Raw genomic sequence first — 23,827 nt, 5'->3', positions numbered from 1 at the left:
CAACGCGCTATTGCGCCGAAATATCGTGCAGGACCGATTTCGTATACGAGATGACGTCGTTGCCGTTCTCGAAGTATGGCGCGACATCGACGTCGCCAGCGCCGGAGCCGGTCGCCATCAGGGTGCCGCGTGCGGTCTTGATCACCGCCAGGTCGAGCAAGCTGCTGCGATAGTCCAGTTTGGTCACAAGTTGGCCCGAAGCCACGTCAGTGACGATCAATGAATTGTCGTCCGATACGCTGACGATCGATTTGCCCGATGGTGAAAACTTTGCCGACGTCACATAGGGCGATCCGTGATGATTGATATCCCTCGGTTTGCCGCCCGCCAGGTTCCAGATATCCACGTCGTAGAATTGAGACGATGCGACCAGCGCCGTCTCATCCGGTGAGAAGTCGAGAGAGTTCACGTCTCCTCTGTGGCCGCTGTAGAAGCGCGGCTGCTCTCGATTGCGAAGGTCGAACACCTCGATCGGACAAATTCCCGCACTGACGGCGACCAGATGCTCGCTGCCGGACATTGCGACGTGCACTTCGGAACCAGCCGAGGCGCAGTCCTTGTCGGTCGGTTTCGACGGCAGCTTCGCAGCGAGCGACAGCCCCCCGGTCTTCGACGTTGGACAGCTCCACTGTGTGTCTCCCCGCAATGGGCACAGCATGACGCTTGCCGCCTCGCCGTTTCGCACCTCGACTGCCAGCAGGGCGCCGGACGCACTGATCGCGACGCCGCGGCCGGTCGGAACGGGATCGCCGGGCAAGGCGATCGTCCGGATCGCCCATTCGGCATCGTCTCGCCTGGTCCAAACCGTGAGCAGCGGCTCGACGCCGCTTGCGATGATCACGTTCGGTGACTGGAACAGCACCTGGTTGAAGTTCGGCTGAGCCGGGTGGCTCGCTCCGTCCGACCGGCCGGATGGAAGTGCCTTCGGCAACTTGCCCGCGGATTTCACATAGACTGCGGCCCGGTCGGTAAAGGCGACCTCTTCCCGGGAGGGATTGAGCGCGACCGAATTGATACGTCGAGGCCGCTTGTCGTCGCCCGGCGGCAAACGATAGCTCAGTTCCGGGATGTTCGCCCTGCCGAGCAGCGGCGTCCACACCCGCGCGGTGCGATCAAGTGACGACGTGACCAACATCGTGGATGCAGAATTGAATCGGACGGTCCGCAACGCATTCAGGTCATCCGCCGAAACTCCCGGTTGCAGGCGTCGAGAGCCGCTGCGTGATGCGAACGTGTCCGCAGCGATCTTGTTCAGCAGACGCCAGGTGCCGGTCTGATAGACCCGCACCGATCCATCAAAATCTGCGGTCGCGAGCAGGCTGCCGTCCGGACTGACGTCGAGGTCCCAAATGGCATTGTCATGCTCAAGTGCAAACGGCAACGGTTTCGCGGTTCGCGACGACGTGTCGACATCCCATATGGTGACCTTGGCGTCGTTGCCGGCAGACAACAGGATCGGCTTGTCCGATAGAAACTTGACCGACTTCACCCTGCCCCTCGCCGACTCCTCCGGACAGAACGGGTGATCCAGGTCATCGAGCCGCAGGAAGCAGATGCGTCCGTCTCCCAGCCCCACCGCGATCGTTTGTTTGGCACGATCGATGTCGACGGCCCAGATATCCGCCGGCGGGAGCGTCTTCGTCAGGTCGATATCCTGCTTCAAGGTCCAGCGTAGCGGATCGCCCCCCTTCGCTCCGCCGGGTTGCGCCGGCACGGACCGGGATCGCTCCCAGATCGCGATGTTTCCCGCTCGCGACGACGTCACGAGCAGCATGCCGTCGGCTGAAAACACGATCTTGAAAACGCTGTCGATACCATGCGGGTTCGCGCGCTTGATTTGCAGGGCATCGAAGCGATTATCCGCGCTCGTCAGATCGAGCAGCACGACCGCCCCCTGATTGAATCCGACCGCTGCGACGTCGCCCTGCGGCGAGACGGCCAGCGATCGGCCCTGCGCCCGGTTGCCGTCAGGGTCGCGCTGGCCGAAATCGACCTCACGCAAGACGGTCCGTTCCGTGGTGACCGCCCATTGATGCAGAATGCCGGTCTTGTCGATCGCAAGCACCGATTTTCCATCGGCGGCAAAATCGGCGGCATGCACCTCGTCTGCGGCACTGAACCGATACAGTTCGTAGACCTGCTGCAACTTGCTCCATACGACGCCGAAACTGGCTTCGCCGAGGGAGACCGCCTCGAGTGCGGTATTGACTTGAGAAATGCGCGTGTATTCGGGCGGGAGGCTCCAGGCCGCCAGGTTGGCCGCAGCCCTCAGCTTCTCCCGCTCGGCAACTTCCCTCTCGCGGGCCTTGGCGTTCATGATCTGCAACGACACAAGCGAAACGCCTGCCAGGATCCCAAGCACGAGGACGATCGAAGTCAGCACGAACAGCCATTGTTGCCGCTTCGAGGCGTCCAGCAACGCCACGATCGACTTGAAGATCGCTTCTGGCGCCATCCGCCGGGCGCTGCTGTCGGGCGACGCCGGCCAATCAACATTGGCGAGATAGCGGGCCGCCCAGTCCGAATTCGGACGGGCCTTGTCGAACCATGACTGGTACTGGCCACGCGCGACCCATTTCAGGGCGATCCGTGCGAGCAACCTCTCGAAGGTCGATTGATTGTCCGGGGCGCCGCTCCAGTCGCGCGCCAAGCGGGCCAGCGACATGATGTTGTCGCCCGATCTCTTCTCGTCGAGCAGCCATTCCGCCTGCAATGGCTGCCAGAGGCGCAGGATGCACTCATGGGTGACGTCGACGGTGTCTTCCCTGGCGAGATGAGGATCGTAGCGAAGATACGCCTCCTCGCGGGTCACGAACGCGCGAACGACGGCGCGGGTATCCTCTTCCGAGGCGCCGATGATCTTCGCGAGCGTTCCGAGCTTTTGCGGCTGGCGGATGTCACGGTTTCGGCTGTCGACCGCGGTCAGCGCACAAAATGCCTGCCGCGCCGCCGGCTTCAGTCGATCCTGCAAGGTATCGTAACGCCGCGTCAACCGATCCGACAGGGTACGGCGCAGCGCAAGCCGCCCTTCCGCCGACATCAGGTCGAGCTTCTCGGGAAGGCCGAAGACCTGGACGAAGTCGGCGAGCCCGATGATCACGTCCTTGCGGCCTTCGGCCGACGTCTTCGCCGCGTAGAGCACCCGCAACGCGTGCTGCATCAGCGGAAGCTTGTCGAGTTCGTCCTCGAGGCAGTTCAGCAGCCATGTCGAAAGGTCCGGCAGGATCTGGCCGCCCCACAGCGTGATCGGCCCCTCGATCGCCTGCTGGATCTGGTAGCGATCGAGCACCGGCGTGAGAAACTGGCTGTCGTTGATCAGCCGCACCAGTCCGGGATAGCGCGAGCACTTCTCCAACTCGTCGGTGCGGATGGTGATGACGATATAGATCTTGCCGCTTGCCGCCGCCGTCTTCAGCAATATGTCGACAAGGTTGACGGCCGCCTCGGAGTCCGACTGGGCATAGCGGAACAACTCCTCGAACTGATCGACCAGGATCATGATCGGGCGCGTGCCGATCCCGGCGACCAGATCGAGCACCGTGTTCAGGTCGCTGGTGCGCCGCTGGGCGATGACGTGGCCCTCGAGAAAGTCCCTGATCTGCGCCGACCGTTCGCCCGTGCCGCCCCCGGTATCCTCCTCGACCTCGCCGACGACCGCATCGGCAATGCCGCGAAACAGATTGTCGACCGGATTGTTACCCGGGTGCAGGTCGCAGAAGATCCAGTCGGATCCCCGGCCAGACAGGAAGCCGGCCTCCAGATGGTTCATCAGCCCGGTCCGCGCCAGGGACGACTTGCCGCAACCGGAGGATCCGGTGATGCAAAGGAAATGGCTGCTCGAAAGCTTGACGATCATCTCGCTGATATGATCGTCACGACCGAAGAAGATGTCGCTCTCGTCCTTCCGGAACGGCCGCAATCCCGGGTAAGGCTCAAGACTGCTGGTGTCGCCGGGTTCCACCTTATCGCGCCTCGCGCTGGGCAATGACGACGCCGAGCTTCGCCAGGAAGCTCGAAATCTCGGCATTGTCGACCTGGTCGGTGACGGTGATCACATGGACGTTCGGGCCGCGCGGGAACGGCAGCGCCGTGGGCGGCGCCCCATTCCCCACCGCGAGCTCGAGCTGGCTGACGTTGAGCTCTCCCGTCGGCCGCCGGATCAACCTGAAATGCGCCTGGGTCCGCTTCTGTCCCTCGGTGCTTTTGCCGTAGGCGAGGATCAGGGCGTTGTTGTCGGCGACTGCGTTCGCCAGCGTCTGTCCGGTCAGGTCGTAGTCGAGATGATCGACGTTGACGTGGTCCGCCAGCGCGTCGGCGATCTTCTGCGCGAGTTCGCTGTCGGGGCGCGCCGCGTCGATGACGACAAAAGGCGCCGCAGGATTGCGGCCACGGAATTTTCCGGCACGACGCTCGTCGGACCGCCGCTGCGCGGCAAGGTCGTCGAGCTTCTTCAACAGATATTCCTCGAACTCGACGAAATTTCCGATCTGGCAATCGCTGATGCTCTTGAGAAAGGCGCCGTAGTCGGATTCGAGATCCTCGACATCAAAGCTGGCCGACCGCCAGAGGAATATCGGCTTGCCGGCCTGCCGAGCCATGTCACATTGGGCGCGGACCAGGCGCAAATCGGATCCAGGCACGAGCTTGCCCGGACTAGCCCCGAGCAGCTGAACGTATGCGTCGCATTTGGCCAGCGCGCGCTTGAACGCGGCGGCGAACGTATCGCCTTCGCGAACATCGAGCTCCGGATCGAATGCGCGGACCACGAGCTTGTTCGCTTCCATCGTGGTGGCGAGCCGCTGCGTTTCCGGTTTGACGTCGGTTGCCGGATACGCAACGAAGACGGCCGTGCCGGTCTGATCCGACTGGTCGTTGGTCCGGGCATCCTGATCGTTGGGGGCTTCCGGCGGCAGCATCAGGGCGCGCGCCTTGAGGCCTGCCACGACCTGTTCGAGCGCCGCGCCATACTCATCCCTGGTCGCGGTATCGTTCGGCAATGGATAGCCGTATCTCACCGACCTCTTGTTGCGGTCCGGACCCCAGAACTTGACGAAGATGATGTCCTTGACCGCGTTTCGATACTTCCTGATGCGGTCCTCGTCCTCGTTGAGCGACACCGGCTCGATTTCCACCAGAAACAGCGGCTTTCCGAGCTCGATCAACCGTGCGAATTCCGCTTCGCATTCCTCGGAGCGGCTGAACTCCTCCGAGATGAACAGGATCGCGACGTCACAGGCGACCATCGCCTTGTCAATCTCCACCCGGAAGTTGTCCGACACCCTGGTGATGTCGATGTCGCGCAACACCTCGAACCGCGGGCGGCCGGAGTTGCAGCGCAACTCGTATTTGAGGTCCTCCATGATGAGACCGAGGCGGCTGTTGTCGGACTTGGGACGCGGCTCGGTATCGGCGTGAGAGTAACTGACGAAGATCTTCAGCTTGCGCATCCCAGCCTCCCCTGACCGGCGGAATGCAGCATCTCTCCGTTCCTGGAAATGACCGACCACTTCATCGATTTGATCTTCATTGCTCTCGCGAACCTGACCGGGTTGGTGCAATCGACTTGTCGAGGGAGCGCAAGCGCCGGCGGGCCCGCTCCAGAAAAGCCTCAGAGCGGCCGGGCCACCCTGAAGCCGTAGAAAATGGTGCGCGAGCCGTCGCCATGGCGGTAGGCCGACCTGGCCTGGTTCATGGCGGACGCCCACGATCCGCCGCGCAGCACGCGTGTCGAGCATTGGTCGCTGTCGCCGTCGGCGTTGCTCTTGCCGTCGCCATCATTATCGCCGGCAGATTTCACGGCAGTGCCGTCGGCAGGCGCATTCCTGTAACTGCCGACGTAACAATCCTCGACCCATTGCCAGACGTTCCCCAGCATGTCGTAGAGTCCGAACGGATTCGGCGGGTATGAGCCGGACGGCGCCGTATAGAGGTGACCGTCCAGACATGGAATGAACGCGTCCTTGTGGTCCTTGTCGGTCCCGAAGGTTTGCGCTGCCGCGCGGTCGAGCACATTGGCGTGGCGGCACACCTCGGCATCGTCGCCCACCCAATAGCGCGGGGTCGTCGTGCCGGCCCGGGCGGCATATTCCCATTCGGCCTCGGTCGGCAGCCGGTAGGGTTTCCCCGTCTTCTTGCCCAGCCACGCCGCGTATTTCTTCGCATCGTCATATGACACGCACACCACCGGATCGCGATCGGTCTGCGCAAATCCGGGATTGCGCCAGTTGAGCCCATGCGGGATCACGATGTTCGATACGTCCTCGCTGTGGAATGTGAAGCAATCCTCAGGACGGTATCCGGTCTCCTTGATGAAAGCCGCGAACTCGCCACGCGTCACCGCATATTGTCCGATCGCGAACGGCTTCTTGAACTCGACCTTGTGCTGCGGTCCTTCGTCGTCGCCATCGGACAGCTCGTTGTCCTCGCCTCCGCTCTTGGCGGGATCGGCTCCGGCAGCTTCGCCCTTCGGCGCCCTGGCTTCAGACTGCTCCGACTTGGTGCCCATGAGAAAGCTGCCACGGGGCAAGCCGACCATGGTGGGGCAGACCGAACAGTCCTTGAAGGTCTCGGCCGCCTTCGCGGTGTCCGCCGAGCCGTCCAAAGCAATGAAAAAGACAATCAATATGGCGCAAAAAACAACATGCACGATCGTATCCCCTGACCGAGCAGAAATTTCGGCGGCAGTTTTGCATAGGGGCCTGATATCGTCAATCAAAGGTAGAAATGATCTGCAATGGTTATCGGCGAGCCCCGACCAGCGACCGCTGCGCCGCCAAATCAACGGGCTCGGGCGCCAGCCTCCAGTCCGATTCCGCAGGCATCGCGGTGATGAACACCGAGGGATTTGCGATGCCCGGCATTGCTTGCGCCCGGCGTGCCCCATAGGGTGCGAGCATTGGGACGAACATTTTTCCGGAGGTGGGCATTGCGCGAAGGCTTGTACAAGCTCGAATTTCACACCGTCCATGGCACCGGCGCCGGTGTGCTCTACGCCACAAACGGCAAGCTCCGCGGCGGCAATTCGGCGTTTGCCTTCGTCGGAAACTACGCCGACCGCGATGACGGCATTCACGTCAAGGTCTCGACCCAGCGGCACAATCCCGATCCGGCCTTCCGGCCGCTGTTCGGGACCGACGCGATCACGTTGATGCTGAAGGGCACCGCGGACGGCGACCTGGTCGACTTCGAGGGCGAGGCGCTGCAGCGGCCCGGCGTGAGCTTCAAGGCGGTCCTAACGCGGATCGCCGACTAGCCGCCTGGCGTCGAAGCGAAAGGCCTACTCGGCCGCGGCGGCACGCGCAGCCGGTCGCGGCCGGGTGACGACCACGACCGCAAGCGCCGCGGCGACGAAGGCCGCGGCCACATAGCCCGCGCCATACAGCCATTCGCGCGCGAACAGCAGGCCGCCGATCGCGGAGCCGATGGCTTGGCCGATATACAGCACCGAGGTGTTGAGCGAGACCGACGCCGCGGCGAGCGCCGGCGCCGCACCGACCAGGCGCACCTGCTGCATCGAATTGGTCGATGCGAAGCCCAGGCCCCACACCGCGACCGAGGCGGCCATCAATGCATAGGCGCCGGCGCTCAAGGCCCAGCCCGCGACGCCGGCGAGCAGCAGTCCGGTGAACAGCACCGAGGTCTTCCAGGCGCCCCAGGAATCCACGATGCGCGTTGCGATCGCGATGCCGACGAACCCGAAAATGCCGTAGAGCGCGAACACGATGCCGATGGCATCCGCGTTGGCGCCGGTCAGCTTGGTCAGCAGCGGCCCCATGAAGGTGAACACCACGAACTGGCCGGACATTTGCAGTGTCGTGATCGCCAGCAGCAGGATGACGGTCGGATTGCGGCCGAGATCGGCCCAGGTCCTCAGATCGACCGGCGCGCCGTGCAATCCGCCGGGCAACCGCCACCACAGCAGCAGGCAGCTCGCGAGCCCGCTCAGTGCGATCGCGCCGTAGGTCACCCGAAATCCATAGCGGCTTGCGATCAAGGTGATCAATGGCAGCCCGATCGCAGCCGCCAGCGACCAGCCGAGGAAGACGTAGGCGATCGTGCTGCCGCGCTTCTCCACCGGCACGATCAGCGCGGCGGTGCCGGCCGCTTGCGGCGTGTAGAGCACGCCGATCGCGAGCATCACCATGCGGATGATCAGCAGACTGTCGTAGTCAGGCGCGAAGGCCGATGCCGCATTGGTCAATGTCAGCACCAGCAACGTCGCCGTCAGCAACGCGCGGCGTTCGATCCGGCTGGTCAGCCACGCCGTAACCGGCGACCCCACGCACAACACGATCGCGCCGAAGGTGATCAGGAGACCCGCGGCGTGGATCGTGACGCCGAGTCGGTCGGACAATTCCGCGAGCATGCCGGCCGGCGCCAGCACCGAGCAGCCGGTGACGATGTTGCCGAACATCAATGCAGTGGGAGCGAAGCGTTTCACGCGCCGTTGATAGCAGACCCGAAGATCAATGCAACTGCATCTAAATGCATGACACTTGAGCGAAGCGGCACTTGATTGTCAGGGCGCCCATGCTCATGGCGACGGCGATGCCGCCGGCGTCGCATTGACGCTTGGCGACACCGCTGCCGGAGGCGAACCCGCAGGTTTCGGAGCAGCGGCCGCCGCCGGGCACGACGCCAACAGTTGCGTCCACCCCTGCTCCAGCCCGGTCGTATCGATGTCGAATGTGGTGAGGCCAGACTTGGCGTCAGGCTTGGCGTCGGCCGATGGCGTGCTCTCTGCGACCTCCAGATGCGGCACCGCCAGCATCGCCTTGACGGTGTCCGAACTCACCGGATCGCTCCAGACCTCGTATTTGCCGAACCGCGCCGGCGACCTGCCGAACGCGATGGCCTTGCTGGCGCCGGCCATCATCACCACCGTGCTCTTGCCCGCGGCGCCCTCGTCGAACTCGCGGACGAACATCAGCCGCCCGCGATCCCTGGTCTCGCAGAACAGCCGCCACTCCATCATCCGGTACGCGCTGCCGTCGCCCTTCTTCTCCAACGCGATCTTGCGAACATAGGGCCGCGTTTCCTTCTCCACCGCCCATAAGGTTTCCGGCAACGCCCTGGTGTCGATTCCGAATCGATAGAGTTCCGGCCGCGTCAGCACGTGCAGGTCCTCGAACCTCACCGATCGGATCAGGCCGCTGAGCTCATGGCTGATTCCCATCGCCGCCAGGAATGCGTTGCGGTCGCGATCGGCGCTGACCATCTCGCGCCGCCTGAAATCCGCGACGGCCTGCGGCGGCGGATGCCCGTGAACCACGAACATCAGCTTGGAGTTATGGACTGCGACCACCGCATCGGGCGCCACTTCGCGGCTGGTCGCGCCCAGGAACAGATAGGCGCAGGCCGAGACGCACATCGCGCTGCGCGTGGCGAGTTCGGCCTCGACCTCGCCCTTCGCGGCTTTGATCTTTTGGCAGGCCGCATCGACCTGCGTACCGGTGGAACAGGCCGGCACGCTGGTGCGGCCGACCCGGATCGCCGCCTTGCGGGCACGCAGCAGCCGCGCGATGGCATAGGACTGCTCGACATTGCCGCCCGGCGAATGAACATAGATTGGAAGCTGGGTGTCCTTGACGCCGGCGAGGAAGCGGCGAATCCGCGCCGCGGCATCGCGGTCGATCTCGCCTTCGATCGCGATCCAGCGATCGCAACCGGCACCACAGGCATTCGCCGCACCCGCCGCACCCTTGGCGAGATAGATGGTCAGCCGTTTCGCGAATCCGGCCTTCTCGACCGGTGTTTCCTCCGCCCGCAGCACGCCCGGGACCAGAAGCAACGCCACAAAGAACAGGAGACGGGAAAACATGAACCTTGCAGATAGTGCGATGGCGGAAAACGGCCTTTCGACGTTAGACGATGATCGGCATCGTCGCAACGACTGGAGCCGCCAGAGCCGGGCGAACTTCCTCGGCGAGCTGCGGCCGGAGGCCCCATTTTCTTGATATTGCCGGATTGCAGGCGTCAAATCCCCTGCTATACCGCTGCTTTCCGCTTACCTGCGCTCGTTCGCAGGAGTGAGCTCCAGGAGTCATCGATGACAGAAACGCCTAAATCCGAATCCGGATTCCAGTACAGTCTCTCCAACCTCAAGCCCGCCGAACCCGTGAACAAGATCGCGCTGACGTTTCCCGACGGGGCGAAGCGTGAATTCGCCAAAGGCACCACCGGCCTCGACATCGCCAAGGGGATTTCGCCCTCGCTCGCCAAGCGCACCGTCGCGATGGCGCTGGACGGCACGGTTGCCGATCTCAACGATCCCATTGAAAGCGACGCCAGGATCGAGCTGATCGGCCGCGAAGACCCGCGCGCGCTGGAACTGATCCGGCACGATGCCGCGCATGTGCTCGCCGAAGCCGTGCAGTCGCTGTGGCCGGGCACCCAGGTCACGATCGGCCCGGTGATCGAAAACGGCTTCTACTACGACTTCTTCCGCAACGAGCCGTTCACCCCGGAAGATTTCGCCGCGATCGAGAAGCGGATGCGCGAGATCATCGCGCGCGACAAGCCGTTCACGAAAGAGGTTTGGGATCGCGAAAAGACCAAACAGGTATTCCGCGACAAGGGTGAGGCCTTCAAGGTCGAGCTGGTCGATGCGATCCCCGGCAACGAGCCGATCAAGATCTATTACCAGGGCGACTGGTTCGATCTCTGCCGCGGCCCGCACATGACCTCGACCGGCAAGGTCGGCAACGCCTTCAAGCTGATGAAGGTGGCGGGCGCCTATTGGCGTGGCGATTCCAACAATCCGATGCTGACCCGCATCTACGGCACCGCATTCGCCAAGCAGGAAGACCTCGACGCCTATTTCAAGCAGATCGAGGAAGCCGAGAAGCGCGACCACCGCAAGCTGGGCCGCGAGCTCGACTTGTTCCACTTCCAGGAGGAAGGCCCCGGCGTGGTGTTCTGGCACCCCAAGGGCTGGACCATCTTCCAGCAGCTGATCGCCTACATGCGGCGCCGGCTGCTCGGCGACTACAACGAGGTCAACGCCCCGCAGATCCTCGACAAGGTGCTGTGGGAGACCTCGGGCCACTGGGACTGGTACCGCGAGAACATGTTCGCGGCGCAGTCGGCCGGCGACGAGGCCGAGGACAAGCGCTGGTTCGCGCTGAAGCCGATGAACTGCCCGGGCCATGTGCAGATCTTCAAGCATGGCCTGAAGAGCTACCGCGACCTGCCCTTGCGGCTCGCCGAATTCGGCGTCGTGCACCGCTACGAGCCGTCGGGCGCGATGCACGGGCTGATGCGGGTGCGCGGCTTCACCCAGGACGACGCCCATGTGTTCTGCACCGAGGAGCAGCTCGCGGATGAATGCCTCAAGATCAACGACCTGATCCTGTCGACCTACGCCGATTTCGGCTTTGAAGGCGAGCTCACGGTCAAGCTCTCGACGCGTCCGGAGAAGCGGGTCGGCACCGACGAGATGTGGGATCACGCCGAGCGCGTGATGGCGACCGTGCTGTCGGAGATCAAGGCCACCGGCAGCAACCGGATCCGGACCGAGATCAACCCGGGCGAAGGCGCGTTCTACGGACCGAAGTTCGAGTACGTGCTGCGCGATGCCATCGGCCGCGACTGGCAGTGTGGCACGACCCAGGTCGACTTCAACCTGCCGGAGCGGTTCGGCGCGTTCTACATCGATCACGACGGCTCGAAGAAAGCGCCCGTCATGGTGCATCGCGCGATCTGCGGCTCGATGGAGCGCTTCATCGGCATCCTGATCGAGCACTATGCCGGCAACTTCCCGCTCTGGCTGGCGCCGACCCAGCTCGTGGTCACGACCATCACCTCCGAAGGCGACGAGTACGCCAAGGTGGTGGCGGCCGCAGCGCGGCGCGCTGGCCTTCGGGTCGAGATCGACCTGCGCAACGAGAAGATCAACTACAAGGTCCGCGAGCATTCGCTGGCCAAGATCCCGGCGCTGCTCGTGGTCGGCAAGAAGGAAGCCGAGAGCCATTCGGTCTCGGTGCGCCGGCTCGGCAGCGAGCGCCAGACCGTGATGCCGACCGACGAGGCGATCGCCGCGCTGGTCGACGAGGCGACCCCGCCGGACGTGAAGCGGGCGCGATCGGTCGCCTGAACCTCACAATCGGTCTAAACTGGCTTTCACTGGCCCGGTCGTGTCCCCATCTTGGGGGCACGACTCCCCCTGAAGGACATTTCCGTGCCCGAAGCCATTGAACTTCTGAAGACACGCCGCTCGATGAAACCGCGCGAGATGACCGGCCCCGGCCCGTCCGCGGCCGAGCTCGAGACCATTTTGACGATCGGCGCCCGCGTGCCCGACCACGGCAAGCTCGCGCCCTGGCGCTTCATCGTGTTCGAGGGCGATGCCCGCGCCCGCGCCGGCGACGTGATCGCGAAGGTGTTTGCCCGGAAGAATCCCGGCGCGCCGGCCTCCGACATCGAGGTCGAGAAGAAGCGCCTGACCGATGCGCCACTGGTGATCGGCGTGGTCTCTTTCACCAAGCCGCATCCGAAGGTGCCGCCGTGGGAACAGGAACTGTCGGCCGGCGCCAGCGCGATGAACATCGTCACCGCGGCCACCGCGCTCGGCTATGGCGCCTGCTGGCTGACCGGCTGGTATTCCTTCGACCGCGACGTGCTCGACGGCCTCGGCCTGAAGCCGGACGAAAAGCTCGCCGGCCTGATCCATATCGGCACGCCGACCAAGCCGAGCGAGGATCGCCCGCGCCCTGCGCTGTCGGATGTCGTGACGCGATTCTGACGCATCGTCAGATAGACGTCTCTTCGGAGACCGATGGATGGCCGGGTCAAGCCCGGCCATGGAGAGCAGAGAGAACGCTCACGCCGCCTTCGACGCGCGCTCGGCAAAGCCGGCCAGCAATGCGGCGATCTCGTGCCCCGGCCTGGCCGCGCTGAACAGGAAGCCCTGCACCTCGTTGCAGCCTTCGGCGCGCAGCCAGTCGAGTTGGTCCGTCGTCTCGACGCCCTCCGCGGTCGTGGTGATCTTGAGGCTGCGCCCGAGGCCGGAGATCGCGCGCACGATCGCGAGACAATCGGAGCGTCGCGCCAGATCCTTCACGAACGAGCGGTCGATCTTGATCTTGTCGAACGGGAAGCTGCGCAGATAGCTCAGCGAGGAATAGCCGGTACCGAAATCGTCCATCGAGATGCTGACACCGAGTTCACGCAGCTGATGCAGGATCGCCAGGTTGGCCTCGGTCTCCGCGAGGAACACCGATTCGGTGATCTCGAGTTCGAGCCGCCGCGCCGGCAGGCCGGAATGCGCCAGCGCCGAGATCACGGCCTGGACCAGATTGCGGCTGCGGAACTGGACCGGCGACAAATTGACCGCAACCTTCACGTCGGCGGGCCATTTCATCGCCTCGGCGCAGGCTTCACGCAGCACCCATTCGCCGAGCGCGACGATCAGGCCGATGTCTTCCGCCACCGGGATGAATTCCGCGGGCGAGACCATCCCCTTCTGCGGATGCCGCCAGCGCAGCAACGACTCGAAACCCGAGATGCGGTCGGCCGCGATATCGACCAGCGGCTGGTAGTGCAGCTCGAATTCGCCGTTGGTGAACGCCGCCCGCAGATCGCGTTCCATGTCGCGGCGCTTCTGCGCCTGCTCATCCATCTCCGGTTCGAAGAAATGATGCACGCCGCCGCCCTCGGACTTGGCGCGGTACAGCGCCATGTCCGCATTGCGCATCAACTCTTCCGACGTCGTACCGTCCCCCGGTGACAGCGCGATGCCGACGCTGGCGCCGACCACGACTTCGAGCCCGTCGATGTTGTACGGCGCGCTCAGGGCATCGATCAGCCGCTCGGCGAAAGCGCTCGCCTCGTTCGGCGAGACATCGGCGGCCAGCACGATCGCGAACTCGTCGCCGCCGAGGCGGGCCGCCACATTGTCGTCGCGGACCAGTTCGCGCAGCCGTTCCGCCACCAGCTTGAGCAGCCGGTCGCCGATCGGATGGCCGAAGGAGTCGTTGACGTTCTTGAACAGATCGAGGTCGAGGCACATCACCGCGACGCGCTTGTTGCCCGACCGGCTGCGTTCCAGCGCCTCGCGCAGGCGCTCCTGGTAGAAATCGCGGTTCGGCAGATTCGTGAGCCCGTCATGGTGCGCCATATGTGCGATCCGCGCTTCGGCCGCGCGGCGCTCGGTGATGTCGACCACCGCGACCAGATAGCCGTCGCGGCCTTCGAACGCCACCCTGCGTCCGAAGGTCAGCACATGGATCTCGGTGCCATCGGCCCTGATATGCCGCCAGTCGCGGCTTGATTGATAGACATCGCCGATCTCGCGCAGGGCGGCGCTGTGCACGCCCCACTCATCCTCCGGCCAGATCTGGCGCAGCGTCATGCCGAGAAATCTCTCGCGGCTGTATCCGTAGTGCTGGACGGCGGCGTCGTTGACGCTGAGGAATTCCATCGTGCCGGCGTCGAACACCCACATCGGCATCGGGTTGTTCTCGAACAGCAGGCGGAACGACACCTCGCGCTGCTTCAGCGCGGTGACGTCGGAAACCGTCAGCGACAGCATGTCGCCGAACGCGGTGACGCCAAGCCGCAGGCAGCGATCGCCGCTGTCGATCTCGAACTGGCCGCCGGGACCGCTGCCGACGAAGGCGCGCAGGCGGCCCATGACGTGCGGTGCGGCAAGCGGGTTGCCGCCGGCGCTGAGCCTGCGCCACAGCAATTCCGTCGCAGGCTGCATCAGCAATCTTGCCGCGCCCTGGTTCAGATGCACGATCTGAAAGTCGGCCGGCTCGCCGCGCGCATTGCGGATCGCGGCGAGCGACAGCACGCCCTCGTCGGCGGCCGAGAAGATCGTGTCGAGAAGGTTGTACTGCGCATTGCGCTCGTTGACGTAGACACCGACCAGGATGCCGCCCCAACGCGACCGCGTCGGCAACGCCAGCACGTCGAAGGTCCGCACCAGGCCGTCGCGCACGCAATGCGCCGACGCGAGATAGGGCCGGCAGTTCTCGCGCGCGTTCGCGGCGGCTTCGGTCAATGCGGTGGCGCAATCCGGCGGCAGCACGCTGAGCGGGACGTCCCAGCGATCGTCGTTCAGCCAGGTCTGGACGTAGCGGCCGGTGTGGGACGCGCACAGCACGCCATCGACGTCGCGCAACAAGACGATGTGGTCCGCGAGCCGGCCGAGACTGCCGAGCATGACGTCCTCATAGTGCGGCAGTTTTTCGCCGGGCCGAACCGCGGCCTGCCACTTGCGTTGCAGGACCGGAACGTCGGCGAACATCTCTGAACTGAACTTGGCCGATGTCTTTGCTGATTTCTTGTTGGCCATGACCATGGCACGCCCCGTTCACGCAAACGCCAGGCATGATCCGGAAAGTGCGACACGGATTTCCGAGAAGACCATGCTTAAATAGAATCCCGAGCGTGATGACGATTGATCCCAATCGGCGCGCTCAAGTCCCCGCGACATCCAAGTCATGCAGCGGCTTAACGCCGTGTAAAAATGGCGACGCTGCACATCGCCGCAAGCGATTATGACGGCTGAAATTCGCGCGATGGTTAGTTGGCATTAGAGACTGTGACAGTTGCATGAAATGCAACCCGTCGCAGATCAGCGCGCCACGACCTCGACCTCACCATCGACGCCGTTGACGACGTTGAACGGACGCTCGAACACCTTGCCCTCGTTCTTGGCGATCGCGCGATATTCGCCTTCGGAGAGCACGACGCGCGGGAACGCGCCGATCGATTCCTTGATCACGTCGCCGCCCGGCGTGATCACCGACCACGCGGTGTTGGCGAGCGCCTCGCCACCCTTCTCGCTGACCAGCTTGAGCGTGATGACGGCGGCGCGATGGGTGACGGTGACATCGGTCAGCTTGCCGGCCGCGACGCGGATGTCGGAACGCACCACCGAATTGGCGTCGCCATAGTTGGAGACGATGTAATAGGTGCCTTCGGGCAGCAGCGCGACGTCGCCGGCGGACACGTTGGGCACCAACGGACCGCGGTCCGAGCCGTCGAACTGGCTGCCCTTGTAGATCGAGAATGAAATCTGGTTGGCCGGGATCTTGCTGCCGCCGACCCGGCCTTCGATCCGCAAGCCGCCGGCCGGCAGCACGAAGGCTTCGCGATCGGTCTCCGACTTCAGGCTAACCGCGCGCACCGCGCTGACCAGGCCAAGCGCGACATGGACGACGTAATTGCCGGGCGGCAGCACCACGTTGGGCGTCGCGCCGCGTTCCTCGCGGATCAGCTTGTAGGTGCCGTTGTCGTCAGGCTTGTCGGCGAACACCCGCCACACCAGCCCGCCATTGATGACCGGCAGGTCCTTGCCGTAGCGGGCCGTCAGCGACAGCACCGCCTGCCCCGCGGTCGGCGAGCCGGCCGGCGGCGTGACCGGGGGCACCGTCGCGATCGATGGCTGGACGATGGTCGGCTGGTTCAGCGGGCCGGGCAGCACGGGCCCCGAACCGGCCCCGGACGGTGGCGCCAGATTGAGCGCCGGGCCAGACGGTACCTCCGGCACCGAAGCGGGCGGAATCGGCGGCGGGCGATCGCTGAAGAACTGCGCCGACACGGAACCGGGGATCAGGGCCAGCAAAAATGCCGCAAGCGCCAGCAGCGGAAGGAGCCGCACGCCCCGCCCGCATCCACCGATGCCGTTGCCCCTCGAAGTCATCTCCATGCTTTTCAACGAAAACGCGGCAAATTCAAGCCTTGGTCCGCCCCTTAGTCACAATCCCGGCGCTGACACCCGGCCAGGAACCCGGTTGATCAAGCCGATGTTAGCCATGCCGTCGCGGTCCAGTCACATTCCCTGCCTACGGCGGTCGGGTCGGGCATGAATCGTGCCTGCGGGAATAACCATGAAAACGGACGATGCTGGCGCCCCCGTGCGGCGGGGCCTAGTCTCGCGCTGGCAGGAGATTTGTCGTGTTGGATAGCTGGATGGGCCGAGGCCACAAGAGCTCCGACGGCCCCGACAAGGTAGGACTGGGACCGGTTCGCCGGCCGGTGATCGGGCTTGCGCTCGGCGGCGGGGCCGCGCGCGGCTTTGCCCATATCGGTATCATCAAGACCCTGCTCGCCCATGGCATCGTCCCCAATGTCGTGGTCGGCACCTCGATCGGCTCGGTGGTCGGCGGCGCCTATGCGGCCGGCCATATCGATACCCTGGAGCAATGGGCCCGCAGCCTGCAACCGCGCAGCGTGCTCGGTTACCTCGACATCCGCCTCAACGGCTCCGGCCTGATCGGCGGCACCAAGCTGGCCGCCGAGATCGAGGCGGCGCTGGGCCAGGTCATGATCGAAGACCTCACGGTCAAGTTCGCCAGCGTCGCGACCGAAGTCCGCACCGGCCACGAGATCTGGCTGACCCATGGCCGCGTGGTCGACGCCATGCGCGCCTCCTATGCCCTGCCCGGCATCTTCGCCCCGGTCCTGATCGGCGACCGCTGGCTGGTCGACGGTGCGCTGGTCAACCCGGTGCCGGTCTCCGCCGCGCGCGCGCTCGGCGCCGAGATCGTCATCGCGGCAAATCTCTCCAGCGACGTGTTCGCGCATTCGACCACGATCTACAATCATGGCGCCGCCGCGCCCGAGGTGACGGTCGCGGTGTCCGCCGAGGCGGAGATCGAGCCGGAGCCGCCGAAGCGCCGGTTCGGCCGCTTCTTCTCGGCCGAGCGCACCGTGAAGCGCGAATTCTTCGGCAGCGCCACCCGGCCCGGCATCTCCAGCGTCATGGTCGACGCCTTCAACATCATGCAGGACCGCATCACCCGCGCACGGCTCGCCGGCGATCCGCCTGACATGCTGATCTCGCCCCGCGTCGGCCAGATCGGCTGGTTCGACTTCCACCGCGCCGATGACCTGATCGCGCATGGTATCCGTGCGGCGGAGCGCTCCATCGGCGCCATCGAGGAAGCGATCGAGATCCTGGTGCCGCCGTCGACCGGCGCCGGCAGCACCGGCAAATAGTCTCAGGCAGTCTTGATGTAGTCGCGCAGCGCTTCCTGCTCGCGCTCGTATTCCTGCACGCGGCTCTTGACGATGTCGCCGATCGAGATCAGCCCGACCACCTTGCCGTCCTCGACCACGGGGAGATGGCGGAATTTTCCCGTCGTCATCATCTCCATGATGGCGCTGACGGTGTCGGACTGACGGCAACTGACGACCTTCCTGGTCATGACCGCGCTGACCGGCTCGTCCAGCGCACCGGCGCCGCGCTCGCTGAGCACGCGCACGATGTCGCGCTCAGACAGGATGCCCTCCATGCGCCCTTGCTCCATCACCAGCACCGCGCCGATCTTGCGCTCGCCGAGCAGCTTGACCGCAGCCGAGAGCTGCGCGCCCGGCGCGACGCTCATGACCTGATGGCCCTTTGCATCGAGAATGGAACGTACCGTCATTGTCGCCTCCCTGAATCCGTTCGCGTCCCTCTTCAGCGGGGGCGCGCCTGTTCGCCAGAGTCTTCAATCAACAGTTCCGCGCCGATTTCGGTTCCGGGGCGCGGTCAGTAGCAAGGGCCGATCGGCCCGCTCAATTTTGTGTCGTGAGGATGATGGAGGAATTCGATACGAGCCGCAAGCGGCGATCAGACGCGGCCCGATTGGTCCACCGACGACGCATCTGCAACATCGTCTCGCGCACGCGGAATCGGATCGAACAGCGAGAACAGCAACAACCCGGCGAGGAAGCCGCCGATATGGGCTTGCCAGGCGACGCTGCCGCTCTCGGCACCGAGCGACAGCGAGGTGGCGCCGAACAGGATGTTCATGCCGAACCAGATCGCCAGGAATGCCAGCACCCGTCGATTGCTCAGCGCCCGCAGCAGCGACAGTGCCGGCACCTTGGCCGCCGCCTCGGCATCGCCCCGGCTGAACGACAGGAAGCTGCCCTTCACGAAAGCAAACCGGATCGCTGCGGCCATCGTCCCCGACACCGAAGCCGACGCGCCGATCATCGGCGCGATCGCGTGCTGATGGGTCAGCAAATGCGCGAGCGCGCCGGCGGCCGCGGTCACCGCCATGAAGACGAAGAAGCGCACCGTGCCGAAGCGCCGCGCCAGCGCGCTGCCGAACGGCAGCAGCCACAGCACGTTGAAGCCGATATGGGTGAGGTTGGCATGCAGCAGCGAATAGCTGACGAAGGTCCAGATCTTGGCACCCTCGCCGCCCGGAAAGGTGACGTTGAGCAGCGTCGAATCGTAGCGCTTCGGGATGAAGCCGAAGACGTCGATGGTCCAGTTCTCCAGCTCCGGCGGCAACAGCACCCGCAGATGGATCACCGCGATCAGTAGGATGTAGGCGGTGAGCGCCGGCGGCAAGGTCAGGATCGGCTCGCGCGGCGCCTCCGGCGGCGGCTGGAACGTGGCTTCGGGATGGGAGTCCAAGGGGTCGGCGACCTCGCAGGCGGCTGTGAATCAGAGATAGGCGGCTTTCGCACCCCCGTGCAAGTGCACAATCCCGAAATCGGACGCCCGGTGCCTATGCCGGCCCGAGCCAACGCAAAAGGAAAAGGGAGGGTGCTGAGAACACCCTCCCTGATCGGCTGGTCTTGTCGTGTCCCAGAGGGATCGGGACGACATCCCCACCCCTCCCCGCACGATGACCAAACTGTTTGACGCCACCTGTGTACCAACCACGCCGGCGCTTGGGGCAGCCGGCGAACGGGAACGCGGCGACCCTACGCGGCCCATCCCGGAACGCCAAGGACATAGTTAAATTTACGTTAACGACACAAAGCTGCCGATAAGCCGCCCAAAACGCGGCCCCGGCATGGACGCTGCACAGCCTTCCCGGCACAACAGAAAAGGGAAGGCACTTGGGCAAAACCGGGACAGATGTGTCCCGCCGAGACAGGTGCCGGGCAAGGTTCTTTAGATGAAACACAGTTCGAGCCGCGCGTTCTTCGCCTATTGGAATGCGAAGCGCGGCGACGCACGTGCACCTGACCGGAATGAGTTCGAGCCGTCGGCGGTGCGAGAGCTGCTGTCCGACATCTTCGTGCTGTCCTACGACGCCGAGACCCGGTTTCCGTTTCGCGTCGCCGGCACCCGCACCTCCGCCCTGCTCGGCTGCGACCTCAAGAACCGCAGTTTTCCCGCCCTGTTCACCGGCGCGAGCCGCGGCGAGATCGAAGACATCATCACCTGCGTCGCCGAAGAGACGCTGCCGGCCATCGCCGGCGTGACCGCAACGACCGAGAGCGGCGCGAAGGCGCATCTCGAATTGCTGCTGCTCCCGTTCACCGCCCGCGTCCATATGCCGGCAAGCCTCACCGGGCTGCTGGCCCCGTTCGAGGACGACGCCACCCGGCTGCACGATTTGGTGCTGACCTCGTGGCGTTACCTGCATCCACCGGAGCGGCTGGTGCCGCGGACCCTGCGCAAGCTCGCCGTCGCGCGCGGCTTAATGGTCTACGAGGGCTTGCGCTAGCCTCGGGCCGTCGCCGCCGGGCGCTTGCGCCAAGGACCGTGGAACTCTATTAGCTGTCTCGCCGCCACGGCGGGGGTGACCCGCTCATTGCAGCTGCGGCGGGGCGCGCCATGTTTCGCAATTCGATCAGGCAGAAGATCGTCGGCATCGCCGCGGGGCTGATCGTGCTCGCGGTGATCACCTCGCTGCTGTCCATGGTGATGGCGGCCCAGGTCGGCCATCTGCTGGACGAGCTCACCAACCGCTATATCCCCGCTTACGGCCACCTCGCCCGCGTCAACATCCGCGCGCTGGAGCGATCGCTGGCGATGCGCCGGATGATGATGGCGAAGATGCAGCCGCCCGGCGAAGACACCGGCTATGCGTCGGCGCGCAAGACCTTCGACGAGGTCGAGCCGCTGATCAAGCGCGAGGCAGATGCCGCGCGCGTGCTGATCGATGCGATCATCGCCGATCCGTCGACGCCGTCCGACGACGCCGCCCTCGGGCGCCTCGACGACCGCATCGACAATGCCGTCAACGACCTCTTGATGCGCCTGAATGCCGAGAACAGGACGCTGCTCGAGCAGCTCGATGCCAAGGACTTCATCGCCGCGCGGCAGACCACGTTGCGCGCCGACGCATTGCGCGACGAGTTCAACAACAGGATCGAAGCGATCCGCGCCGACATGCTGGCGCAGGTCCGCGCGGCCGCGGCCAAAGTGATGTCGACCCAGCAGCGGGCGATCATCATCTCCGGCGTCGTCACCGCTATCGCTGCGATCCTCGGCTTCGTATTCGCGATGCTGGTCGGCAGCGGCATCACCCGCCCGGTGATGCGCCTGCTGGAGGGCACCCGCGAGGTCGAGGCCGGCCGGCTCGACGGCACCATCACCATCACCACGCAGGACGAAATCGGTCAGCTCTCCGCCGCCTTCAATCGCATGATCGAGACGCTGCGCCACAACCAGCGCATCCGCGAGACCTTCGGCCGCTACATCAACCCGCGGATCGCCGAGGGCCTGCTCGAGCAGCCGGCGATCGCCGCCACCGAAGGGCAGCGCCGCATCATGACGGTGATGTTCTGCGACATGAAGGGCTTCACCAGCCTGAGCGAGGGCGTCACGCCGCGCGGCCTGGTCAAGATCATGAACCTCTATCTGTCGACGATGTCGGCGCCGGTCCACGCCCATCGCGGCATCATCGACAAATATATCGGCGACGCCATCATGGCCTATTGGGGCGCTCCCTTCGTCGAGGAAGCCGAGCAGACCCATCTGGCCGCGCTTGCCGCCATCGACATGGTCGGCCAGGTCAGCCAGCTGCGCAAGGATTTGCCCGAACTGCTCGGCGTGCGCGCGATCCCGGCCGATTGCGACATCAGGATCGGCATTGCCACCGGCGAGGCGCTGGTCGGCAGCATCGGCTCCGAATTCATGATGAGCTACACGGTGCTCGGCGACACCGTGAACCTGGCCTCGCGGCTGGAAGGCGCCAACAAGTTCTACGGCAGCCGCAGCCTGATCTCGGAAACGACCGCGGCGGCCTGTGCTGCGACCATCGAGCTGCGCGAGATCGACCGCCTGGTCGTGGTCGGCCAGACCCACCCGGTTGCGGTGTTCGAGATCATCGGCAAGAAGGACGAACTGACGCCGGCGCAGGCGGCATTACGTCAGCACTATGCCGACGGCCTCGCCGCCTACCGTGCGCGGTGCTGGGACGATGCCGAGCACGCCTTCACCGCGGCACTTCACGCAGCGCCCGGCGACGGGCCGTCACTGGCGATGCAGGCGCGGGTCCTGGATTTCCGCCGCAGTCCGCCGCCGGCCGATTGGGACGGCGCCTGGCATCTGGAGCACAAGTAGCGGCAACCCAACCGGATATCTCCGCGCGCCGCGCGCAATTCACGCGACCGTGCACAATCTTAGAAACATTTTTTCGGCTTCCACTACTAGACAGCGAACGCTATCTTTATCCGGGTTTCCCTGGCGTTCCGTGCAAATGAGTAATTTCCGGCGTGTCCTGAGTTCCGGCCTGAACAAGGTTCTCGAATTGCCGGCAGGTCTCGGTTGCCGCATCGTCGCCTTGCCGCAGATCGCCTCCCGCCTCGACGCCGGCTACGAAAAGACAAAGCGCCAATACGCCCGGCACCTCCCCGCGATTGGCGGGAACGACCGGGCCATCGTCGATGGACTGAGGACGAACGGCGTTTTCGTCACGTCACTCGAGCAATTGAATCTTCCGAGTGCGGAGCATTTCCTGCAACAAGCCGACGCGCTCGAGCGCCAACACCTGCCCCTCCGCCGATCGTTCCAGGCTGGAGCCGCGGCCATCATGGCTCATCGCCAGATCTACCATTGGGGACTTCATGGCCGGCTGCTCGACATCGCCGAGAACTATCTCGGCGTGCCGGTCGGTTACGACGGCATCAACGTGTTTTTCACGCTGGCCGATGGCCGCGAGAGCGGCGTTCGTCTCTGGCATCGCGACAGTGAAGATCGTCGGATGCTCAAGATCGCCGTCTACATCCACGACGTGGACGAAGGCAATGGCCCATTCCAGGTGTTGCGGCGCCGGATTCCCGCATACGACCATTTGCCCGGCGGCAGGCTTCCCGGATTGACCCAGCACCAGTTGGAAGGAGCCCTGCCCGATTTCGACATGGCTCGGGACGTCGTCACCTGCACTGGAAAACGCGGCACGGTCGTCTTCTCCGACACCGCGTCATTCTACCATCGCGGGATGCCGGCGATCACGCGCGACCGCTACGCGATCTTCTTCAACTATATCGGGCGCGTGCCGCTGCGGCCATTTCGTTGCGAGCGCAGCATGATCTCCCGCGCGCAAATCCATCAACTCGCGAAGGAGCTGCCGGCGCGCCAGCGGGATTGCGTGCTGTGGAGAAACGCCTTGCCGCTCGTCGCCCGCATCCTTCCGCCGGCCCCGACATACAGCAGCATGTGACGGCGCTGCTGGACGCTGCCACGCGTTCGGTTGGGCCATCCCGGCTGCGGGGGTGTCGTCGGCACGCTCACAGCAATTGCGCCTCGATCGCAGCCTTGTCGATCACCGACCAGACTTCTGCGATCTTGCGGTCGCGAAATTCGTAGATCGCATTCTCGGCAAAGGCGACGCGCTTGCCGTTGACGGCAAGACCGAGGAACGTTCCCGTCGGCGAACATTCGAACATCAACCGGCTGGCGACACGGCCCTCATCCACCACCATCAACTCGACGTCGAAATGAAGGTCGGGTATCTCGCGAAAGTCACGCTTGAGCATCTCGCGGTAGCCCCGCAGGCCGAGCGACCTGCCATTATGGACCACGTCGTCCGCCACGAACTCGCCGAGTTCGGACCAGCCCTGGCGATTGAGGCAGGCGATGTACTGATGGTAAATGTAGTAAAGCGCGTTCTGCATCGTGATGTCTTAATCCTCTACC

At 64.6% G+C, this 23,827-nt stretch carries 18 protein-coding genes; 8 read left to right on the top strand and 10 right to left on the bottom strand.

The window, feature by feature from the left end; translation table 11 throughout:
* Window positions 1–7: 7 nt before the first annotated feature.
* From B2W55_RS17250 to B2W55_RS17235, 3 genes are all read right to left on the bottom strand, one after another.
* Window positions 8–4,027, bottom strand: coding sequence for a hypothetical protein (locus B2W55_RS17250; RefSeq protein WP_081725950.1), 4,020 nt, complete (start codon window positions 4,025–4,027; stop codon window positions 8–10).
* Window positions 3,963–5,447, bottom strand: coding sequence for a toll/interleukin-1 receptor domain-containing protein (locus tag B2W55_RS17240; protein WP_024582429.1), 1,485 nt, complete (start codon window positions 5,445–5,447; stop codon window positions 3,963–3,965). Before B2W55_RS17240 ends, B2W55_RS17250 begins: the two co-directional genes overlap by 65 nt.
* A gap of 161 nt (window positions 5,448–5,608) precedes the next feature.
* On the bottom strand, window positions 5,609–6,715 hold the full coding sequence (locus tag B2W55_RS17235; RefSeq protein WP_160306779.1) for a formylglycine-generating enzyme family protein: 1,107 nt from the start codon (window positions 6,713–6,715) through the stop codon (window positions 5,609–5,611).
* A 210-nt stretch (window positions 6,716–6,925) separates the two neighbouring features.
* On the opposite strand from B2W55_RS17235, the gene B2W55_RS17230 reads away from it, so the two are divergent.
* Complete coding sequence (locus B2W55_RS17230) at window positions 6,926–7,252, top strand: GrlR family regulatory protein (RefSeq protein WP_024582432.1); 327 nt, start codon at window positions 6,926–6,928, stop codon at window positions 7,250–7,252.
* Window positions 7,253–7,276: 24 nt separating this feature from the next.
* On the opposite strand, the gene B2W55_RS17225 is transcribed toward B2W55_RS17230, so the two are convergent.
* Window positions 7,277–8,413 (bottom strand): MFS transporter, encoded by a 1,137-nt coding sequence (locus B2W55_RS17225; protein ID WP_043855750.1) that lies wholly within the window; start codon window positions 8,411–8,413, stop codon window positions 7,277–7,279.
* A gap of 120 nt (window positions 8,414–8,533) precedes the next feature.
* Window positions 8,534–9,820: an ATP-dependent Clp protease proteolytic subunit gene (locus B2W55_RS17220; protein ID WP_024582434.1), complete on the bottom strand. Its 1,287-nt coding sequence runs from the start codon at window positions 9,818–9,820 to the stop codon at window positions 8,534–8,536.
* Between B2W55_RS17220 and B2W55_RS17215 the strand changes: the two genes are divergently transcribed.
* From B2W55_RS17215 to B2W55_RS17205, 3 genes are all read left to right on the top strand, one after another.
* Entirely contained in the window at window positions 9,819–9,956 is a 138-nt protein-coding gene (locus B2W55_RS17215) for a hypothetical protein (protein ID WP_160306781.1), read from the top strand. The genes B2W55_RS17220 and B2W55_RS17215 overlap by 2 nt on opposite strands.
* A gap of 92 nt (window positions 9,957–10,048) precedes the next feature.
* Window positions 10,049–12,094 carry a threonine--tRNA ligase gene (thrS, locus tag B2W55_RS17210; RefSeq protein ID WP_024582435.1) on the top strand — a complete coding sequence of 682 codons (2,046 nt, stop codon included), beginning with the start codon at window positions 10,049–10,051 and terminating at the stop codon, window positions 12,092–12,094.
* Between the two features lie 84 nt (window positions 12,095–12,178).
* Window positions 12,179–12,742: a nitroreductase family protein gene (locus tag B2W55_RS17205; RefSeq protein ID WP_024582436.1), complete on the top strand. Its 564-nt coding sequence runs from the start codon at window positions 12,179–12,181 to the stop codon at window positions 12,740–12,742.
* Window positions 12,743–12,820: 78 nt separating this feature from the next.
* On the opposite strand, the gene B2W55_RS17200 is transcribed toward B2W55_RS17205, so the two are convergent.
* Window positions 12,821–15,304 (bottom strand): putative bifunctional diguanylate cyclase/phosphodiesterase, encoded by a 2,484-nt coding sequence (locus B2W55_RS17200; protein ID WP_024582437.1) that lies wholly within the window; start codon window positions 15,302–15,304, stop codon window positions 12,821–12,823.
* A 276-nt stretch (window positions 15,305–15,580) separates the two neighbouring features.
* Entirely contained in the window at window positions 15,581–16,651 is a 1,071-nt protein-coding gene (locus B2W55_RS17195; protein ID WP_024582438.1) for a hypothetical protein, read from the bottom strand.
* A gap of 269 nt (window positions 16,652–16,920) precedes the next feature.
* On the opposite strand from B2W55_RS17195, the gene B2W55_RS17190 reads away from it, so the two are divergent.
* Window positions 16,921–17,949 (top strand): patatin-like phospholipase family protein, encoded by a 1,029-nt coding sequence (locus tag B2W55_RS17190; protein WP_192827277.1) that lies wholly within the window; start codon window positions 16,921–16,923, stop codon window positions 17,947–17,949.
* A 2-nt stretch (window positions 17,950–17,951) separates the two neighbouring features.
* Here the strand turns inward: B2W55_RS17190 and B2W55_RS17185 are convergent, their stop codons facing one another.
* The gene (locus B2W55_RS17185) at window positions 17,952–18,380 is read right to left on the bottom strand and encodes a CBS domain-containing protein (protein WP_024582440.1); all 429 of its coding nucleotides are present in this window, start codon (window positions 18,378–18,380) and stop codon (window positions 17,952–17,954) included.
* A 185-nt stretch (window positions 18,381–18,565) separates the two neighbouring features.
* Entirely contained in the window at window positions 18,566–19,363 is a 798-nt protein-coding gene (locus B2W55_RS17180) for a rhomboid family intramembrane serine protease (RefSeq protein WP_024582441.1), read from the bottom strand.
* A gap of 490 nt (window positions 19,364–19,853) precedes the next feature.
* On the opposite strand from B2W55_RS17180, the gene B2W55_RS17175 reads away from it, so the two are divergent.
* The 3 genes from B2W55_RS17175 to B2W55_RS17165 all read left to right on the top strand — a co-directional run bounded on the left by B2W55_RS17175 (window position 19,854) and on the right by B2W55_RS17165 (window position 23,351).
* A complete protein-coding gene (locus tag B2W55_RS17175) occupies window positions 19,854–20,408 on the top strand; it encodes a PAS domain-containing protein (protein WP_024582442.1) in 555 nt (184 codons plus the stop codon).
* Window positions 20,409–20,518: 110 nt separating this feature from the next.
* Complete coding sequence (locus B2W55_RS17170) at window positions 20,519–22,252, top strand: adenylate/guanylate cyclase domain-containing protein (RefSeq protein WP_024582443.1); 1,734 nt, start codon at window positions 20,519–20,521, stop codon at window positions 22,250–22,252.
* Between the two features lie 136 nt (window positions 22,253–22,388).
* Window positions 22,389–23,351 (top strand): hypothetical protein, encoded by a 963-nt coding sequence (locus B2W55_RS17165; RefSeq protein ID WP_024582444.1) that lies wholly within the window; start codon window positions 22,389–22,391, stop codon window positions 23,349–23,351.
* A 67-nt stretch (window positions 23,352–23,418) separates the two neighbouring features.
* On the opposite strand, the gene B2W55_RS17160 is transcribed toward B2W55_RS17165, so the two are convergent.
* A complete protein-coding gene (locus B2W55_RS17160) occupies window positions 23,419–23,805 on the bottom strand; it encodes an ester cyclase (RefSeq protein WP_029879420.1) in 387 nt (128 codons plus the stop codon).
* Window positions 23,806–23,827 lie beyond the last annotated feature (22 nt).

Origin of the sequence: Bradyrhizobium sp. UBA2491, assembly GCF_002341725.1 — a bacterium.
GTDB lineage: Bacteria > Pseudomonadota > Alphaproteobacteria > Rhizobiales > Xanthobacteraceae > Bradyrhizobium.
Note: the sequence above shows the minus strand (reverse complement) of the source record. Positions and strands in the feature narration are given on the sequence as shown.

Coding starts and splice junctions, on each gene's coding strand:
- B2W55_RS17200 (WP_024582437.1), bottom strand. CDS start 15,304: ATGGTCATGGCCAACAAGAAATCAGCAAAGACATCGGCCAAGTTCAGT.
- B2W55_RS17160 (WP_029879420.1), bottom strand. CDS start 23,805: ATGCAGAACGCGCTTTACTACATTTACCATCAGTACATCGCCTGCCTC.
- B2W55_RS17240 (WP_024582429.1), bottom strand. CDS start 5,447: ATGCGCAAGCTGAAGATCTTCGTCAGTTACTCTCACGCCGATACCGAG.
- B2W55_RS17220 (WP_024582434.1), bottom strand. CDS start 9,820: ATGTTTTCCCGTCTCCTGTTCTTTGTGGCGTTGCTTCTGGTCCCGGGC.
- B2W55_RS17250 (WP_081725950.1), bottom strand. CDS start 4,027: ATGCCGAGATTTCGAGCTTCCTGGCGAAGCTCGGCGTCGTCATTGCCC.
- B2W55_RS17195 (WP_024582438.1), bottom strand. CDS start 16,651: ATGACTTCGAGGGGCAACGGCATCGGTGGATGCGGGCGGGGCGTGCGG.
- B2W55_RS17185 (WP_024582440.1), bottom strand. CDS start 18,380: ATGACGGTACGTTCCATTCTCGATGCAAAGGGCCATCAGGTCATGAGC.
- thrS (WP_024582435.1), top strand. CDS start 10,049: ATGACAGAAACGCCTAAATCCGAATCCGGATTCCAGTACAGTCTCTCC.
- B2W55_RS17215 (WP_160306781.1), top strand. CDS start 9,819: ATGAACCTTGCAGATAGTGCGATGGCGGAAAACGGCCTTTCGACGTTA.
- B2W55_RS17170 (WP_024582443.1), top strand. CDS start 20,519: ATGTTTCGCAATTCGATCAGGCAGAAGATCGTCGGCATCGCCGCGGGG.
- B2W55_RS17175 (WP_024582442.1), top strand. CDS start 19,854: ATGAAACACAGTTCGAGCCGCGCGTTCTTCGCCTATTGGAATGCGAAG.
- B2W55_RS17190 (WP_192827277.1), top strand. CDS start 16,921: ATGGGCCGAGGCCACAAGAGCTCCGACGGCCCCGACAAGGTAGGACTG.
- B2W55_RS17225 (WP_043855750.1), bottom strand. CDS start 8,413: ATGTTCGGCAACATCGTCACCGGCTGCTCGGTGCTGGCGCCGGCCGGC.
- B2W55_RS17165 (WP_024582444.1), top strand. CDS start 22,389: ATGAGTAATTTCCGGCGTGTCCTGAGTTCCGGCCTGAACAAGGTTCTC.